Below are 15383 nucleotides of genomic sequence, written 5' to 3' on the forward strand. Positions count from 1 at the left end.
ATGATATTACCAAGATGCTTTTGTTACACCAGGGATTTGTCCTTTGTAAGCTAATTCACGGAAGCAAACACGGCAAAGTTTAAATTTGCGGTAAACTGAATGTGGACGACCACATTTTTCACAACGAGTATAAGCTTGAGTAGAGAACTTCGCTGGACGTTTGTTCTTAGCAATCATTGATTTTTTAGCCATTAGATTTACCTCCTATATTATTTTGCAAAAGGCATTCCAAGGCCTGTAAGCAATGCACGTGACTCTTCGTCAGTGTTAGCAGTTGTTACGATAACGATGTCAAGACCACGAGTTTTGTCAACGTCATCGAAGTTGATTTCTGGGAAGATCAATTGTTCTTTCACACCAAGTGTGTAGTTTCCGCGTCCATCAAATGATTTTGTTGGAACACCGTGGAAGTCACGTACACGTGGAAGTGAAACTGAAACCAATTTATCCAAGAATTCGTACATACGTTCACCACGAAGGGTAACTTTTGCACCGATCGCAACACCTTCACGAAGACGGAAGCCGGCGATTGATTTTTTAGCTTTAGTGATAAGTGGTTTTTGACCTGAGATAAGTGCCAATTCTTCAGCAGCTTTTTCAAGGCTTTTAGCGTTTGATACAGCTTCACCAACACCCATGTTCAAAACGATCTTATCTACTTTAGGCACAGCCATCACTGATGAGTAGTTGAATTGTTCTGTCAAAGCAGGAACTACTTCATTAAGATATTTTTCTTTTAAACGATTTGCCATTATACTTCTCCTTTCCTTCGTGATTAATCAAGCACTTCGCCTGATTTTTTGTTGTAGCGAACTTTTTTACCGTCTACAAATTTGTAACCAACACGACCAGCTACACCATTTTTGTCCAAAACTTGAACGTTTGATACGTGGATAGCTGCTTCTTTCTCGATGATCCCACCTTGAGGAAGCTCGTTAGTTGGACGTTGGTGTTTCTTAACGATGTTAACACCTTCAACGATAACTTTGTTTACTTTTGGAAGGGCAGTAAGGACAACAGCTTCTGTTCCCTTATCTTTACCAGCGATTACGCGAACTTTGTCGCCTTTTTTTACAAACATTAGGTTTCTCCTTGATTTTTCTTACGCCCATAAGGGCACCCTAGCTTGAAGCTAGGGGACTAGTTTGTTTCTAAAAATTAAAGTACTTCTGGAGCAAGTGACACAATCTTCATGAAGCCACCTTCACGCAATTCACGTGCAACTGGGCCAAAGATACGTGTTCCGCGAGGAGTTTTGTCTTCACGGATGATAACTGCTGCGTTTTCGTCAAATTTGATGTATGAACCATCAGCACGACGAGCACCTGATTTAGTACGAACGATAACTGCTTTAACAACGTCACCTTTTTTAACCGCACCACCAGGAGTAGCTTGTTTTACAGATGCCACGATAACATCACCGATGTTTGCAAATTTACGTCCTGAACCACCAAGAACTTTGATAGTCAAGATTTCGCGAGCACCGCTGTTGTCTGCGACTTTCAAACGAGTTTCTGTTTGAATCATTTCAGTTTTCTCCTTTCAGGTTTGATTAGATGATGACCGCTTCTTCAACAACTTCTACAAGACGGAAACGTTTTGTAGCTGAAAGCGGACGAGTTTCCATGATACGTACGATATCGCCTTCTTTGGCAACATTGTTTTCATCATGAGCTTTGTATTTTTTAGAGTAGTTAATACGTTTACCATAGACTGGGTGGTTACGTTTTGTTTCAACTACAACTGTGATTGTCTTGTCCATTTTGTCAGATACAACACGTCCAACAAGAACTTTACGATTATTGCGTTCCATTGAAATTTCTCCTTCCCTAGTCTATTATTTCGCTTCAGATTGAACTGTTTTGATACGAGCGATTTGTTTTTTAACTTCTTTCAAGCGAGCTGTTTGTTCCAATTGTCCAGTAGCAGCTTGGAAACGAAGTTCAAACAATTCTTTTTTCAATTCGTTTTCGCGCTTCGCGAGTTCTTCTTGAGAAAGACCACGAAGTTCTTTAACAAATTCTTTTACTTCATTAAGTTTCATGCCTTCTCCTTATTCTGCTTCACGTTTTACGAATTTACATTTAACTGGCAATTTGTGGCTAGCAAGACGAAGCGCTTCGCGAGCGATCTCTTCAGATACACCAGCGATTTCGAACATCACTTTACCACGTTTAACTGGTGCTACCCAACCTTCAGGTGCCCCTTTACCAGATCCCATACGCACACCGATAGCTTTAGCAGTGTATGATTTGTGTGGGAAGATTTTAATCCAAACTTTACCACCACGTTTCATGTAACGAGTCATGGCGATACGAGCAGCTTCGATTTGGCGGTTAGTGATCCAGTGGCTAGTTGTAGCTTGAAGACCGTATTCACCGAATGCTACTTCTTTTCCACCTTTTGCTTCACCGCGCATTTTTCCACGGAATTCACGACGGTGTTTAACACGTTTAGGTACTAACATTGGTTATTTACCTCCTTTAGTGTTTTTGCGAGCTGGAAGAACTTCACCACGGTAGATCCATACTTTAACACCAAGTTTACCGTATGTAGTATCTGCTTCTTCCCAAGCGTAATCGATATCTGCACGAAGTGTGTGAAGCGGAACAGTTCCTTCAGAGTATCCTTCAGCACGGGCGATATCTGCACCGTTCAAACGACCTGATACTTGAGTTTTGATTCCTTTAGCTCCAGCACGCATTGCACGTTGGATTGCTTGTTTTTGTGCACGACGGAAAGCAACACGTTGCTCCAATTGACGAGCAATTCCTTCACCTACAAGGTGAGCATCCAAATCAGGTTGTTTGATTTCGATGATGTTGATGTGTACTTGTTTTCCAGTCAATTTGTTAAGTTTTGCACGGAGTGCATCAACGTTAGCACCACCTTTACCGATAACCATACCTGGTTTAGCAGTGTGAAGTGAAACGTTAACTTTGTTTACTGCGCGTTCGATTTCAATAGTTGAAACTGCTGCGTCAGCAAGTTCTTTTTGAACGAATTTACGGATTGCAAGATCTTCATGAAGGTAATCCGCGTATTCTTTTTCAGCATACCATTTGGCATCCCAATCACGGATGATGCCGACACGCATACCAATTGGATGTACTTTTTGACCCACGATTTTACCTCCTTATTTTTCTGCAACAGCTACAGTGATGTGAGCTGTACGTTTGTTGATTGGTGAAGCTGAACCTTTCGCACGTGGACGGAAACGTTTCATAGTTGGTCCTTCGTTTGCGAATGCTTCAGATACTACCAAGTTAGCTTTATCCAAACCAAAGTTGTTTTCAGCGTTAGCTACAGCTGAGTTCAAAACTTTCAAGATGATTTCAGCAGCTTTGTTTGGAGTGAATGTCAAGATTGCGATTGCATCGGCTACGCTTTTACCACGGATGTTATCAAGAACAAGACGTGATTTACGAGGTGAAACACGTACTGTACGAGCCATTGCTTTAGCTGAAGTAATTTCTGCCATTTATGTTCTCCTTATTTTCTACGTGTTTTCTTGTCGTCTGCAGCGTGACCTTTGTAAGTACGAGTTGGTGCAAATTCACCAAGTTTGTGACCTACCATGTCTTCTTGGATGTAAACAGGTACGTGTTTACGTCCGTCATAAACTGCGATAGTGTAACCAATGAAACTTGGGAAGATCGTTGAACGACGTGACCAAGTTTTAATAACTTTTTTCTTTTCGTCGTTAGCTTGAGCTTCAACTTTTTTCATCAAATGCTCATCGACGAAAGGTCCTTTTTTAAGACTGCGTCCCATTTTTATATTTTCTCCTTTAAATGTTGTACCACAGCGGCTTGCGCTCCTATGGAGCGCTACCGAGCTGGCGGATTTACTAGTTGCTTAAGCGACTAGTTTAATATTATTTCTCGTTGCGACGACGAACGATAAGTTTGTCAGATTTCGCTTTCTTGTTACGAGTTTTAAGACCAAGAGCAGGTTTGCCCCATGGAGTAGATGGTGCTTTACGACCAACTGGTGCTTTACCTTCACCACCACCGTGTGGGTGATCGTTAGGGTTCATTACAGAACCACGAACTGTTGGGCGGATACCTTTCCAACGGCTACGTCCTGCTTTACCAAGGTTTACAAGTCCATGTTGTTCGTTTCCGACAACACCAACTGTAGCACGGCAAGTTCCAAGAATCATACGAACTTCACCTGATTGAAGACGAACAAGTACGTATTTACCTTCAGAACCCAATACTTGAGCAGATGCTCCAGCAGCACGTACCAATTCACCACCACGACCTGGTTTCAACTCGATGTTGTGGATCAAAGTACCAACTGGGATGTTAGCAAGTGGAAGAGCGTTTCCGACTTTGATATCTGCTTCTGGACCTGAAACGATACGTTGACCAACTTCAAGACCTTTTGGAGCGATGATGTACGCTTTCACACCGTCAGTGTAGTGTACAAGAGCGATATTTGCAGAACGGTTTGGATCGTACTCGATTGTTTTAACAACTGCTTCAACGTTGTCTTTGTTACGTTTGAAGTCAACCAAACGGTAGAAACGTTTGTGTCCACCACCTTGGTGACGAACTGTGATACGACCGTTGTTGTTACGACCAGCCTTGCTCTTCAATGCAACAAGCAATGATTTTTCAGGAGTGCTTGTTGTGATTTCAGCGAAATCCAAAGAAGTCATATTACGGCGACCGTTTGTTGTTGGTTTATAAACACGAATTCCCACGATATTTCCTCCTTAGATTATTCAGCTTCAGCAGCAAACAACTCGATTGCTTTTGAATCAGCTGTAAGTGTGATGATAGCTTTTTTAGTTTTGTTAGTAAAACCAGTGTAACGTCCAACACGTTTAGCTTTTGGTTTTACGTTGATTGTGTTAACGTTGGCAACTTTAACACCTTCGAAAGCAGCTTCAACAGCTTGCTTGATCAAAAGTTTGTGTGCACGAGTGTCAACTTCAAATACATATTTTCCTGCTTCAAGTTGAGCCATTGAGCTTTCAGTGATGACAGGTTTTTTGATAACATCATACAAATTCATTATGCAAGAACCTCCTCGATTTTAGAGATAGCTGCTTGAGTAACAAGAAGTTTGTCACTATTTGCGATGTCAAGAACACTTGCAGTTGTAGCAGTCGCAACTTTCACGTTTGGAAGGTTACGAGCTGAGAGAGCTGCGAATTCGTTTCCTTCTTCAAGAATAACAAGGACTTTAGAATCGATGCTCAAAGCTGCAAGAACTTTTGCAAATTCAGCAGTTTTTGGAGCTGTAAATTCAAGAGAATCAACGGCTACAAATTTATTTTCAGCAACTTTTTCTGAGTAAACAGATTTAAGCGCAAGGCGACGAACTTTTTGAGGAAGTTTGTACGCATAGCTACGTGGAGTTGGTCCGAAGACGATTCCACCACCACGCCATTGTGGAGAGCGGATAGAACCTTGACGAGCACGTCCAGTTCCTTTTTGACGCCATGGTTTGCGTCCACCACCTGAAACAGCTGAGCGGTTTTTAACTGCGTGAGTTCCTTGACGAAGGCTAGCACGTTGGCTGATGATCACATCAAACACAACAGATTGGTTTGGTTCGATACCAAAGATTGCATCGTTAAGAACAACTTCGCCAGCTTGTTTACCAGTTTGGTCGAATAATGTTACATTTGCCATTTTGACTGTATTCCCCTTTCCTTATTATTTACCAGCTTTAACTGCTGACTTGATAGTGATAAGAGATTTCTTAGCACCTGGTACGTTACCTTTGATAAGGATAACGTTCTTTTCTGGAACAACTTGTACAACCTCAAGGTTTTGAATTGTTACGCGGTCACCACCCATACGTCCTGCAAGGTTTTTACCTTTGAATACGCGGTTAGGTGCAACAGGTCCCATAGAACCTGGACGACGGTGATAACGAGAACCGTGAGCCATTGGTCCACGTGATTGTCCGTGGCGTTTGATAACACCTTGGAAACCTTTACCTTTAGAAGTACCAGTTACGTCAACAACGTCTCCAGCTGCGAATGTTTCAACTGTGATTTCAGCACCAACTTCCAAGCCTTCAACGTTTTTGAATTCACGAATGAAGCGCTTAGGAGCCGTGTTAGCTTTCGCTACATGTCCTTTAGCAGGTTTGTTGCTCAATACTTCGCGTTTGTCATCGAAACCAACTTGGATAGCGTTGTATCCGTCTGTTTCAACAGTTTTAACTTGAAGAACAACGTTTGGAGTTGCTTCAATAACTGTTACAGGGATCAATTCGCCAGCTTCAGTGAAGATTTGAGTCATTCCCACTTTTTTCCCTAAGATTCCTTTTGTCATGAGAAAATAGTTCCTTTTCTATATTTTTATTCAAAAAGTTTTTAACGAGCGTTTTTTATGCTCAAGTCTAAGATACAAAGGGCGTCAAACTCAAAGTGAAAATAGGAAACTGACGCAGTGTCTAGTAGACACTAGGAAGTTTATCTTTTTCACACCGAGTTTAGCCCGTGTTCAATTATATTGAAACACCAGCCTCTGCTCTTTTATATTTTAGATTAAAGTTTGATTTCTACGTTTACACCACTTGGAAGATCCAATTTCATCAAAGCATCAACTGTTTTTTGAGTTGGGTTAACGATATCGATCAAACGTTTGTGTGTACGCATTTCAAATTGTTCGCGAGAGTCTTTGTATTTGTGAGTCGCACGAATGATTGTGTAGAGGCTACGTTCAGTTGGAAGTGGGATTGGACCCGCAACTTGTGCACCTGTACGAGTAGCTGATTCTACGATTTTTGCAGCCGCTGTGTCAAGCGTACGGTGTTCGTAAGCTTTCAAACGGATACGGATTTTTTTGTTTGCCATCTTTTTTCTCCTTTTCGTCTATTTAAGATAATAGGCTAGCTCCACAAGAAAACCGACGCGGAGTTGCGTGGCAATGCAACCGAGCGTGTCGCAACCTCTTGCATCAAAGCTAAAGCTGTAATTTACAGCACCATAATAGAATAACACAAAGCCCCTGCGATTGCAAGGGATTTGTTGCTATTTTTTCGTTTTTTTACAATGAAACTGTTTTCCTATTTTTTCTTTTTAAAATTAGGGATTTTCTTCTATATAAACTGACTCCTCTTGGCATCAAATTTATCTTCTGATTGGTTCACTAGAATGTCCGCCCTTGACTCAGTTTCTTTATAGTATCGCAGATACTGCTCCCGTCTCATCTGATGGCTAGCCAATATAAAGGATGCATCGCGATTTCTCACTGTCGTATCTCGATCTAGACGCCTTTTTAATTCGGTCTCCTCATCCGTGTAGAAACAGATGGTTTTGTCAAAGAGTTCTTTGGGTAAAAAGCCAACAGACATCCCTTCGACAATCAGAATTGGCTTTGCTCCAGACAAGACCTCACTAGCTTTCCAAGGTTCTTCAATTGTTAAGATATCCATGCCAGCCTTTAAAGCGAGAATGTCTCTTTCTAAACTTACCAGTTCATGAGCCACAGGTAAACAAGCGGTCACTTTTTGGTCTGGAGTCTCGTTTGGCACCACTAAATGACGATTTGAAGCAATGTAAGGATCGGTTTCCAATAAGTTTACCTTTGCAGAATCTAGGGTTTGGTACAATTCCTGTGCAAAGGTTGACTTGCCTGAAGCTCCATGACCGTATATTCCCAGTGTCCTGACTTTCCCCGTCTCGATCTCTGAGACTAGTTGGTCTACTAAGTCTTTTTTCTTCATTCTCTCTTCACCTGTTCATAGCTTTCTTTTCCGTCATTAAGCTTGTCCCAAATCACTACTTGCCCACTTTGGAGCGATTTTTGCACATCTATGATGCGTTGATTGGACGAACCTCGAAACTGGAGCATGAGATTTCTCTTAGTTCGATCGTATCGTCCATCAACCAGAATGTCAATCAATGATAAGAGTTCCAGTTTATCTTGTGTCTCCAACATCATTTCTTCCCAAGTGTAGCCCGTCCAGGACCAGATGTCTTTTTCTGGCAATTCCTTTCGGATGCGTTTAACCAGAGGTAAGAGAATCCCAGTATTGAGAAAGGGCTCCCCTCCCAGCAAGGTCAATCCTTGAACATAGGGCTGGGCAAGGTCTGCCATGATCTGTTCTTCTAGCTCTGCTGTATAGGGAATGCCAGCATTGAAGGACCAGGTAGCTACATTATAGCATCCCTCGCAGTGAAACATGCAACCTGATACATAGAGAGAGTTGCGCACTCCTTCTCCATCTACAAAGTTAAAGGCCTTGTAGTCAATGATACGCCCTTGACTTAGCTCCTCACTTTTCCATTCTTGTGGTTTTGGATTATTCATTCGCTACCTCTATCCAATAACGCTCCACACCATTGCGAACATCCTCAATGAGACCTCCATTTGCTAGAATAACTACTCTGCTAGCAGGATTCTTCACGCTACAGGTCACTAGAGCTTTCTTGATGTTCTTTTCCTTAGCAACTTGCAAGCCCTGACGGAGAGTCTCTTTTGCATAACCCTTGCCTCTTTCAGATGGACGAATGGAGTAGCCAATGTGGCCAGCATAATTCAGTAACCCCTCATTCAGTCTCAATCGCAGATTCAAAAACCCTAGAGCATGACCTGCATCATCAAATGATACAAATTGAATAGAAGGAACACGATTTTCAGGCAAGTTTATTCCCATTTCTTTTTGCATATTTGTTTCCAACCACTCTTCATACACAAAGTTCTCTGTATCCCAAAATCCGCCATCATGGGCTGATTGGCTCTTTTCAAACTCTGCCATCATCTCTAAAACTGTTTCTTTATCTGCTAATCTTGGTCTGCGTAATTCCATCCTTACCTCCCACTAAGAGAAAAGCGAGAGCCGACTCTCATACTCTTCGAAAATCTCTTCAAACCACGTCAGCATCGCCTTACCGTACTCAAGTACAGCCTGCGGCTAGCTTCCTAGTTTGCTCTTTGATTTTCATTGAGTATCACTTTTATTTTTTCTTGTTCTTGTTTAAAAATTGTTCTCTGAGGTTGAGCAAGCGTTCTTTCTTACCAGCTCCACCTTTAGAGTGTTTCTCGTGATAACGGGTCACTTGTGCGCGACCCTTATCGTCTAATTGATATTTCCCCATCTCATTTCTTTCTAATTTGTTACTTGATGCCCAGCTATTTTAATCGTTGAGCCATTCATATGTTTGACACGCGCAGCGATTTCCTTGTGACGTCCATTAACCATCGGACGCGCTTGAGGATTGCCTAGATAGCCACAAGTCCGTTTAACAACGTCTACTGTTTTAGGGTCGCTATTGCCACAGTTTGGACAAGCAAATCCTCTCTCAGTTGGTTCAAAATCCCCTTCAAAGTCACACTTGTAGCAACGGTCTATTGGAGTATTGGTTCCAAGATAACCCACACGGTCATAAGCATAATCCCAGACAGCTTCCAAGGCTTTAGGATTTTGCTGGAGGACTGGATACTCACAATAATGGATGAAACCACCTGACGCACCCGCTTCTGGATAGACTTTCTCAAAGTCCAATTTTTCAAACGGTGTTGGATTTTTACGAACATCGTAGTGGAAAGAGTTGGTGTAGTATTCCTTGTCTGTGATATCAGGAATAGAGCCAAACTTGTCTGTATCTAATCGACAGAAACGGTCTGTCAAGCTTTCGGACGGTGTTGAGTAGATAGAGAAATGATAACCATATTGGTCTGACCACTCTTCTACACGGCGTTTCATATCTCGAATGATGTCTAGCGTGAATTCCTTGGCTTCTGGATTGTGTTCCCAGCTATTTCCAAAGAAAACTGTCGCTACTTCATACAAGCCGATATAGCCCAGCGAAACTGTCGCACGACGATTCTTAAAGAGCTGGTCAACACTCTCTTCTTTACCTAGACGATGGCCAAAAGCACCGTACTGATAAAGAATAGGAGCATTTGCCGGTGTCGCTTCCTTGGTTCGTTCGACACGGTAAACCAGAGCATCCTCAGCGATATTCATCCGCTCGTTGAAGATTTCCCAGAACTTATTCATGTCGCCCTCAGACTCAAGAGCAATACGAGGCAGGTTAACTGTCACAACGCCTAGATTCATCCGACCCGAATTGACTTCTACACCATTCTCATCTTTCCATCCTTGAAGGAAAGAACGGCAGCCCATAGGAACTTTGAAAGAACCTGTCAAGTCAACAATCTTATCATAGGATAAGACATCCGGATACATCCGTTTAGTTGCACACTCGAGGGCCAACTGTTTGATGTCGTAGTTAGGCGAACCTTCCTCTAAATTGAGGCCTCTTTTAAGCGTAAAGATGAGTTTAGGGAAGATAGCTGTGCGGTGTTCCGAACCAAGTCCCTTGATACGAATGTTTAAAATTGCCGTTTGAATTTCACGCTCAAAACGATTGGTTCCTAGACCAAAACCTAGCGAGGTAAAAGGTGTTTGTCCATTTGAAGTGAAGAGGGTGTTGATTTCATACTCGAGAGATTGCATGGCATCATAGATGTCCTTTTGCGTTTTCTTCCAGGCATAATCTTCTCGTTTTTCAGGCAAAACCCATTCTTCTGCATCTTTGAGGTGTTTTTGGTAGTTCTTCTCTGCGTAAGGAGCCAAAACTTCATCGATACGGTCAGCTGAACAGCCCCCATACTGGCTAGAAGCAACGTTGGCGATGATTTGCGAAATCTGAGCTGTTGCAGTCTGGATAGACTTGGGACTTTCTACCTCTGCATTCCCAATCTTAAAACCATTTTCCAACATACCTTTAAAATCAATCAAACAGCAGTTGGTCATAGGTGTATAGGGGCTGTAGTCCAAATCGTGATAGTGGATATCCCCCTTTTGGTGGGCATTGGCTACGTGCTTAGGAAGCATTTGCAGTCCAATTGACTTTCCAACAATCCCTGCTGTCAAATCACGTTGGGTGTTGAAGACATCGCTGTCTTTATTGGCATTTTCGTTAACAACCGCCTGGTCTTTGTTGAGAAGTTTATGGATACTAAAGTTGATATCTGTCGCTTTCGAGCGTTCAAAATCCCTCTGTGTCCGATAAGTAATATACTCCTCAGCAAGCGCATATTCTTTGGCTTCAAGCAATTCATGTTCTACGATATTTTGAATTTCGTAAATCTTAACCCCCTGTGGAAAGCGACTATGAATTTCTGTGACAATTCGCTCAGTCAGAGCATTGAGGCGTTTTTCAACCAAGGGTGTCACATCCATAACCTTGTCTGCCGCCTTGTGGAGAGCTTTGTCAATCTTATCCACATCAAATACAACACGTCTCCCATCTCGTTTCTCGACGAAGAGAGTTGGCAAAATTGTAATTTTTTCTTCTAGTGCAATCATATGCATGCTCTTTTCTAAAATATTCTTTCTAAAAAGTATTATACCACTCTAAAAAGAAAAATCAATATCTTGTGTTAAAAATCCTAAAATTTTTAAAAATACACAAGATATTGATTTTGTTATTTGATTTTATAGACTTTAAACTCTGAGTAATCAGTCTTTACTTGTTGGTAATTTTCTTTTAAGAGTGTTTCCACTTCAGACCAGACTGGCACCTTATCATTCACCACAATCACCTTAGGTTGTTTTTCTTTCAAGTCATTAAGTAACTTATTCCGATTTTCCTCAGTTGCTGTATAGTGCATCGGAGACAAAATCGCCGATGGCGACAAGCGCTCACTCTTACGATAAAGAGTCGCAGTATCATCCCATGCATAGATAGCATCTTCCGTACTTGTCTCCTCTTTCACCAAATCAGCAAGATGATTACGTTCTTGATAAGGTACCGGATAAAGGACAAACTTCATCAAAAAAGGAACAGACAAAAGATAGACAAGCCCTAAAACTGGCAGATATAGATTTCCTTTGAAAAAACGACTCCATAGACTAACTGGCGTTTCTCTTCGTCTTCGTCTAACACTACGCCCCCTCTGTTGACTCTTAATATTGGTTACCAATAAAAGTAGGAAAACAGGGAAGACGACCATCAAATAAGAAGCGTGCAGAGGCTCTTGTGAAAAGAAAAGCAAAATCAAACCTAAAATTGTCACAAGACTTGCAGGAACCGAAATGACGTATAGTTTAGAGAGTTTGGATTGAAAGAAACCTAAAAAGATACAAACCACAAATCCCAAACCAAGGGACAACAAGCCATAAAAAGCCATATTCTCTAAAATTTTAGAAGTGAAATCAAAGCGAATACTGTCAATAGGATAACGAATACCACTAATGGCATCCCCAAAACTTCCTGTTGCAACACTATAGTAGGCAGTTGGATAAAAGACAAGTGAAAAACCTAAAGTCACTGCAAGAAACTGATAAAATCCATGTGCAAAGCGTCTATGCCCAAGGTTAAAGACCAACAAGCCTAAACTCACTACAGCAATAAACAGGAGCGATGACAAGGGGGCAAAGAAAAATCCTCCCGCCAAAGCCAGCCCAATCCGTATAAATCCCTTATCATGGCTTGGATTGCTTAGATAAGCCGCAACTAAACTAAAGGCCGCGAATAAGAAAGGAAGCGCTAAAAGAGTCGCATAGCCTCCACCAAAAGCAAGACCTGTAACTAGCATGTAAAAAATAGTCACCACTTGTCCAGCTTGCTCTCCTTGCTCTGTCAAGGTATCCGCTGATCTAAAGAGGAAAAATCCTCCTGCTACCAAGGCTAACCACTCAAAGATGGCAAAGAAAAATCCGCCCTGAGTCACGTAAGTCAGCAAATAATAAAGCAAACCTTGACTTCCATAATAATCGCTGTAAATCTTCCCTGCCTGATGAAGCGCCCAACCTGCATAAAAATCCTGCACTTCTTGTGCACTCATTAAATCGAGTAATAGCGGTACTCCTAGAGTTATCCCCGTTACAAGCGTACTCCATAGTAAAATTTTCACCAAAGGAAGACGACTTGATTCACGATGATGCGATTCTTGTTCGATTTGGTATTCTAGAGGTTCACGATTCTCCTGATGAACTTCTTCTACTCTACCATACACACTCATATCGTTTCTCCTATTCAATTTATCTGTCTTAGTATATCAAAAAGTCCTAGGATTGTCAGCTTGCGATGGCTGTTTGAGTGATTTTTTGCATAGTTTCACAAAGATTTCAATTTCCCGAAAGCGGTGTAAATGCGTCTGTTTAAATGTCATGATATAGTTCAATTCTTTCTGGGTCAGCATCGTTCCTCCTATATCTTTCTATTCGTAAAAGGCAAGAAAAATAGGACTGGTTTGTGTCCTCAGTCCTAGATTTCTTATAAGATTGGAGCGAATAACTGGGCGATTTCTTTTACAAGTTTTTGATACCAGCTTGTTTTGATAGAATGAGGATAGACTTCCTGAGAATCTGCAAATATATTTTGAAAATCTCGGGCTATTTCCATTATAGAAGGAGTTTTATAGAGTAAGACTGCATTTTCATAATGGTGTACCAAGCTTCGGTAGTCGAGATTGATTGTCCCCACCACCGCAAAATCTTCGTCTACCAACATCTGCTTACTATGAATAAAACCTGGACTATACTCATAAATCCGAACTCCAGCAGAAAGAAGGTCTGGATAAGCCCCTCTTGTGACTAACTGAATGAACTTCTTATCTGGTATGTAAGGGGTGATAATCCGAACATCGACCCCTCTCATAGCAGCATTTTTGATTGTCTCTGTTAAATCATAGTCTATGATCAAATAAGGTGTCGTAATATAGACCGATTCCGTTGCTTGATTGATCAAACTCTGATAAACTTTTTTTCCTACCTGCGTTCGAAAAATTGGCTTGGGTCCACTCCCGTATGGAATGGTTAAACCGTCACTTGGGATAGAATGATTTTCTAAATGATATTGATCAAAATCACTAATCTCTCCTCGATTGATGTACCAAGTGGTTAAAAACAAGCGTGTCAGGGCTTTTACTGCTAGTCCGTCCAAGCGAATTCCACTATCCTTCCAATAACCAAATCTCTCGACGTGGTTAATGTACTCATCTGCCAGATTGACCCCACCAGTATAGGCTATCTGACCATCAACAATCAATATTTTTCTATGATCTCTGTTATTATAGGCCACTGTCAAACGAGGAATAACTTTATTGAATTTATGGGCCTCGATGCCCAGCTGACGAAGTCGATGTGCATAATCTCCTGTTAAAGTAGCCATACAGCCAATATCATCATAGAGCAGTTTAACTTCAATGCCTTGAGCGACCTTTTGCTCCAAGATTTCTAGAATACGATTCCACATCAAACCTTCTTCTATAATGTAATATTCCAAGAAGATAAATTTCTCAGCCTTTTTGAGATCTTCTACCATCTTTTTCCACATAGCTTCTCCGTTAGGAAAAAATGTAGAGGCAGTTTGATCATAGATATCGGCATTGGTATCCATACTCAATAAGGACTTGATGACGCCATATGCCGCCTTATCACTTTCTTTTAATTCCTCTTTTAGTAACTGGCTATTTGCTTCTTGGAAATGCATGGAGCCTAGCTTCTTCAGTTGTTTGATTTCTTTTTTGGACAATCGCCTTTCACCAAACATCAGATAGAGCAAGGGGCCAAATACTGGCACAAAGGCTACTAATAACCAGGTCACCTTATTCTCAGGAGTCGTATTACGGTTGACTATCGAAATGATTGTGATGATACTCAGTAGAATGAGGACAGTAATCCATAAAATGGGGGCCATGCGCCCTAAATAAAGAAAGAGACCAAAAACCAGACAAAGTTCAAGTAGCATAATCGAAAGACTAAAGCCATACTTGGACATCAATAATTGAAATTTTCTATATTTCATATCCCCTCCTTGATATTTTGAACACTAAAAACAGGTAATTGATACTAGTATAACTCAGGTATTCGGTAGAAGGCAAGTATTTATGATTATTTTCTAAGCAAAAGTAAAAAGGCTGAAAAATCCAGCCCTTCCTACTTGCATAGTCTTATTTAGTTAAAACGATTTGGTCCGATGGGTCTCTATCCATATCGTCTACGACGATTTGATTACCGTTTACAGTGTAAATTTTGACATCATCGCCAATAATCATGCGTTGATTTGCTGCATCAAATGTGACCTGTTTGACCTTCTGATCCCCGTCAGATTCGAGCTCAGTCCATGTACCAGTCGTTCCAGTGACCACTAAAGTGATACGGTCTCCGTCATCTTGGCCTGTATAAGTCCCATCAATATCAGTCGGTTGAGCAACAGGTTGGTTCTGTACTGGAGCCGCTTGATTTTGATTACTTCCTGCATTTGCAGTATTGGTATTCTGTTGAGCAGGTTGTTGAGCAGGTTGTTGGACCTGCTGCTGAGCCACAGGCTGTTGAACTGGTTGTGTTCTTTGGGAACAAGCAACTAGCAAAGATACACTCGCTAAAGAAACAATAGAAAGTGCTGCTGTTTTGAATGTCATAATAAATGTCCTTTCTCTTGCCATGCTAGAGAA

23 protein-coding genes are annotated in these 15383 nt (G+C 41.4%); all 23 read right to left on the reverse strand.

The window, feature by feature from the left end:
- Nucleotides 1-6 precede the first annotated feature (6 nt).
- On the reverse strand, nt 7-192 hold the full coding sequence (locus tag SP4011_RS10215) for a type Z 30S ribosomal protein S14 (RefSeq protein ID WP_001085697.1): 186 nt from the start codon (nt 190-192) through the stop codon (nt 7-9).
- Between the two features lie 17 nt (nt 193-209).
- Nucleotides 210-752, reverse strand: coding sequence for a 50S ribosomal protein L5 (rplE, locus tag SP4011_RS10220; RefSeq protein WP_000013542.1), 543 nt, complete (start codon nt 750-752; stop codon nt 210-212).
- Between the two features lie 23 nt (nt 753-775).
- On the reverse strand, nt 776-1081 hold the full coding sequence (gene rplX, locus SP4011_RS10225; RefSeq protein ID WP_000497691.1) for a 50S ribosomal protein L24: 306 nt from the start codon (nt 1079-1081) through the stop codon (nt 776-778).
- Between the two features lie 77 nt (nt 1082-1158).
- Nucleotides 1159-1527, reverse strand: coding sequence for a 50S ribosomal protein L14 (rplN, locus tag SP4011_RS10230; protein WP_000616545.1), 369 nt, complete (start codon nt 1525-1527; stop codon nt 1159-1161).
- A gap of 25 nt (nt 1528-1552) precedes the next feature.
- The gene (rpsQ, locus tag SP4011_RS10235; RefSeq protein WP_000440801.1) at nt 1553-1813 is read right to left on the reverse strand and encodes a 30S ribosomal protein S17; all 261 of its coding nucleotides are present in this window, start codon (nt 1811-1813) and stop codon (nt 1553-1555) included.
- Nucleotides 1814-1837: 24 nt separating this feature from the next.
- Nucleotides 1838-2044 carry a 50S ribosomal protein L29 gene (gene rpmC, locus SP4011_RS10240; protein WP_000772918.1) on the reverse strand — a complete coding sequence of 69 codons (207 nt, stop codon included), beginning with the start codon at nt 2042-2044 and terminating at the stop codon, nt 1838-1840.
- Nucleotides 2045-2053: 9 nt separating this feature from the next.
- A complete protein-coding gene (gene rplP / locus SP4011_RS10245; protein ID WP_000960946.1) occupies nt 2054-2467 on the reverse strand; it encodes a 50S ribosomal protein L16 in 414 nt (137 codons plus the stop codon).
- A gap of 3 nt (nt 2468-2470) precedes the next feature.
- The gene (gene rpsC, locus SP4011_RS10250; protein ID WP_000529936.1) at nt 2471-3124 is read right to left on the reverse strand and encodes a 30S ribosomal protein S3; all 654 of its coding nucleotides are present in this window, start codon (nt 3122-3124) and stop codon (nt 2471-2473) included.
- Nucleotides 3125-3136: 12 nt separating this feature from the next.
- The gene (gene rplV / locus SP4011_RS10255) at nt 3137-3481 is read right to left on the reverse strand and encodes a 50S ribosomal protein L22 (protein ID WP_000818137.1); all 345 of its coding nucleotides are present in this window, start codon (nt 3479-3481) and stop codon (nt 3137-3139) included.
- Nucleotides 3482-3492: 11 nt separating this feature from the next.
- Complete coding sequence (gene rpsS, locus SP4011_RS10260) at nt 3493-3774, reverse strand: 30S ribosomal protein S19 (RefSeq protein WP_000533766.1); 282 nt, start codon at nt 3772-3774, stop codon at nt 3493-3495.
- A gap of 103 nt (nt 3775-3877) precedes the next feature.
- Nucleotides 3878-4711, reverse strand: a complete 834-nt coding sequence (rplB, locus tag SP4011_RS10265) for a 50S ribosomal protein L2 (RefSeq protein WP_000512911.1) — start codon at nt 4709-4711, stop codon at nt 3878-3880.
- A gap of 17 nt (nt 4712-4728) precedes the next feature.
- Nucleotides 4729-5025 (reverse strand): 50S ribosomal protein L23, encoded by a 297-nt coding sequence (locus SP4011_RS10270; RefSeq protein ID WP_001055347.1) that lies wholly within the window; start codon nt 5023-5025, stop codon nt 4729-4731.
- Nucleotides 5025-5648 carry a 50S ribosomal protein L4 gene (gene rplD, locus SP4011_RS10275; RefSeq protein WP_000024549.1) on the reverse strand — a complete coding sequence of 208 codons (624 nt, stop codon included), beginning with the start codon at nt 5646-5648 and terminating at the stop codon, nt 5025-5027. The genes SP4011_RS10270 and rplD overlap by 1 nt, the downstream gene beginning before the upstream one ends.
- 24 nt (nt 5649-5672) lie before the next feature.
- Entirely contained in the window at nt 5673-6299 is a 627-nt protein-coding gene (gene rplC / locus SP4011_RS10280) for a 50S ribosomal protein L3 (RefSeq protein WP_000160197.1), read from the reverse strand.
- 215 nt (nt 6300-6514) lie between these two features.
- Nucleotides 6515-6823: a 30S ribosomal protein S10 gene (rpsJ, locus tag SP4011_RS10285; protein WP_001284513.1), complete on the reverse strand. Its 309-nt coding sequence runs from the start codon at nt 6821-6823 to the stop codon at nt 6515-6517.
- Nucleotides 6824-7068: 245 nt separating this feature from the next.
- The gene (locus SP4011_RS10290) at nt 7069-7695 is read right to left on the reverse strand and encodes a phosphoribulokinase (RefSeq protein ID WP_338619279.1); all 627 of its coding nucleotides are present in this window, start codon (nt 7693-7695) and stop codon (nt 7069-7071) included.
- The gene (nrdG, locus tag SP4011_RS10295) at nt 7692-8282 is read right to left on the reverse strand and encodes an anaerobic ribonucleoside-triphosphate reductase activating protein (protein ID WP_050313374.1); all 591 of its coding nucleotides are present in this window, start codon (nt 8280-8282) and stop codon (nt 7692-7694) included. Before nrdG ends, SP4011_RS10290 begins: the two co-directional genes overlap by 4 nt.
- Nucleotides 8275-8781 carry a GNAT family N-acetyltransferase gene (locus SP4011_RS10300; RefSeq protein ID WP_101514505.1) on the reverse strand — a complete coding sequence of 169 codons (507 nt, stop codon included), beginning with the start codon at nt 8779-8781 and terminating at the stop codon, nt 8275-8277. The genes nrdG and SP4011_RS10300 overlap by 8 nt, the downstream gene beginning before the upstream one ends.
- 148 nt (nt 8782-8929) lie before the next feature.
- A complete protein-coding gene (locus SP4011_RS10305) occupies nt 8930-9070 on the reverse strand; it encodes a hypothetical protein (RefSeq protein ID WP_000521618.1) in 141 nt (46 codons plus the stop codon).
- 11 nt (nt 9071-9081) lie between these two features.
- Complete coding sequence (nrdD, locus tag SP4011_RS10310; RefSeq protein ID WP_001827161.1) at nt 9082-11289, reverse strand: anaerobic ribonucleoside-triphosphate reductase; 2208 nt, start codon at nt 11287-11289, stop codon at nt 9082-9084.
- A gap of 119 nt (nt 11290-11408) precedes the next feature.
- Nucleotides 11409-12947: a damage-inducible protein CinA gene (locus SP4011_RS10315; RefSeq protein WP_338619282.1), complete on the reverse strand. Its 1539-nt coding sequence runs from the start codon at nt 12945-12947 to the stop codon at nt 11409-11411.
- Between the two features lie 254 nt (nt 12948-13201).
- Nucleotides 13202-14734 carry a cardiolipin synthase gene (cls, locus tag SP4011_RS10320; RefSeq protein WP_000877326.1) on the reverse strand — a complete coding sequence of 511 codons (1533 nt, stop codon included), beginning with the start codon at nt 14732-14734 and terminating at the stop codon, nt 13202-13204.
- Between the two features lie 145 nt (nt 14735-14879).
- On the reverse strand, nt 14880-15350 hold the full coding sequence (locus SP4011_RS10325; RefSeq protein ID WP_001827160.1) for an SP_0198 family lipoprotein: 471 nt from the start codon (nt 15348-15350) through the stop codon (nt 14880-14882).
- Nucleotides 15351-15383 lie beyond the last annotated feature (33 nt).

The sequence above is a fragment of the Streptococcus parapneumoniae genome (assembly GCF_037076355.1).
GTDB lineage: Bacteria > Bacillota > Bacilli > Lactobacillales > Streptococcaceae > Streptococcus > Streptococcus parapneumoniae.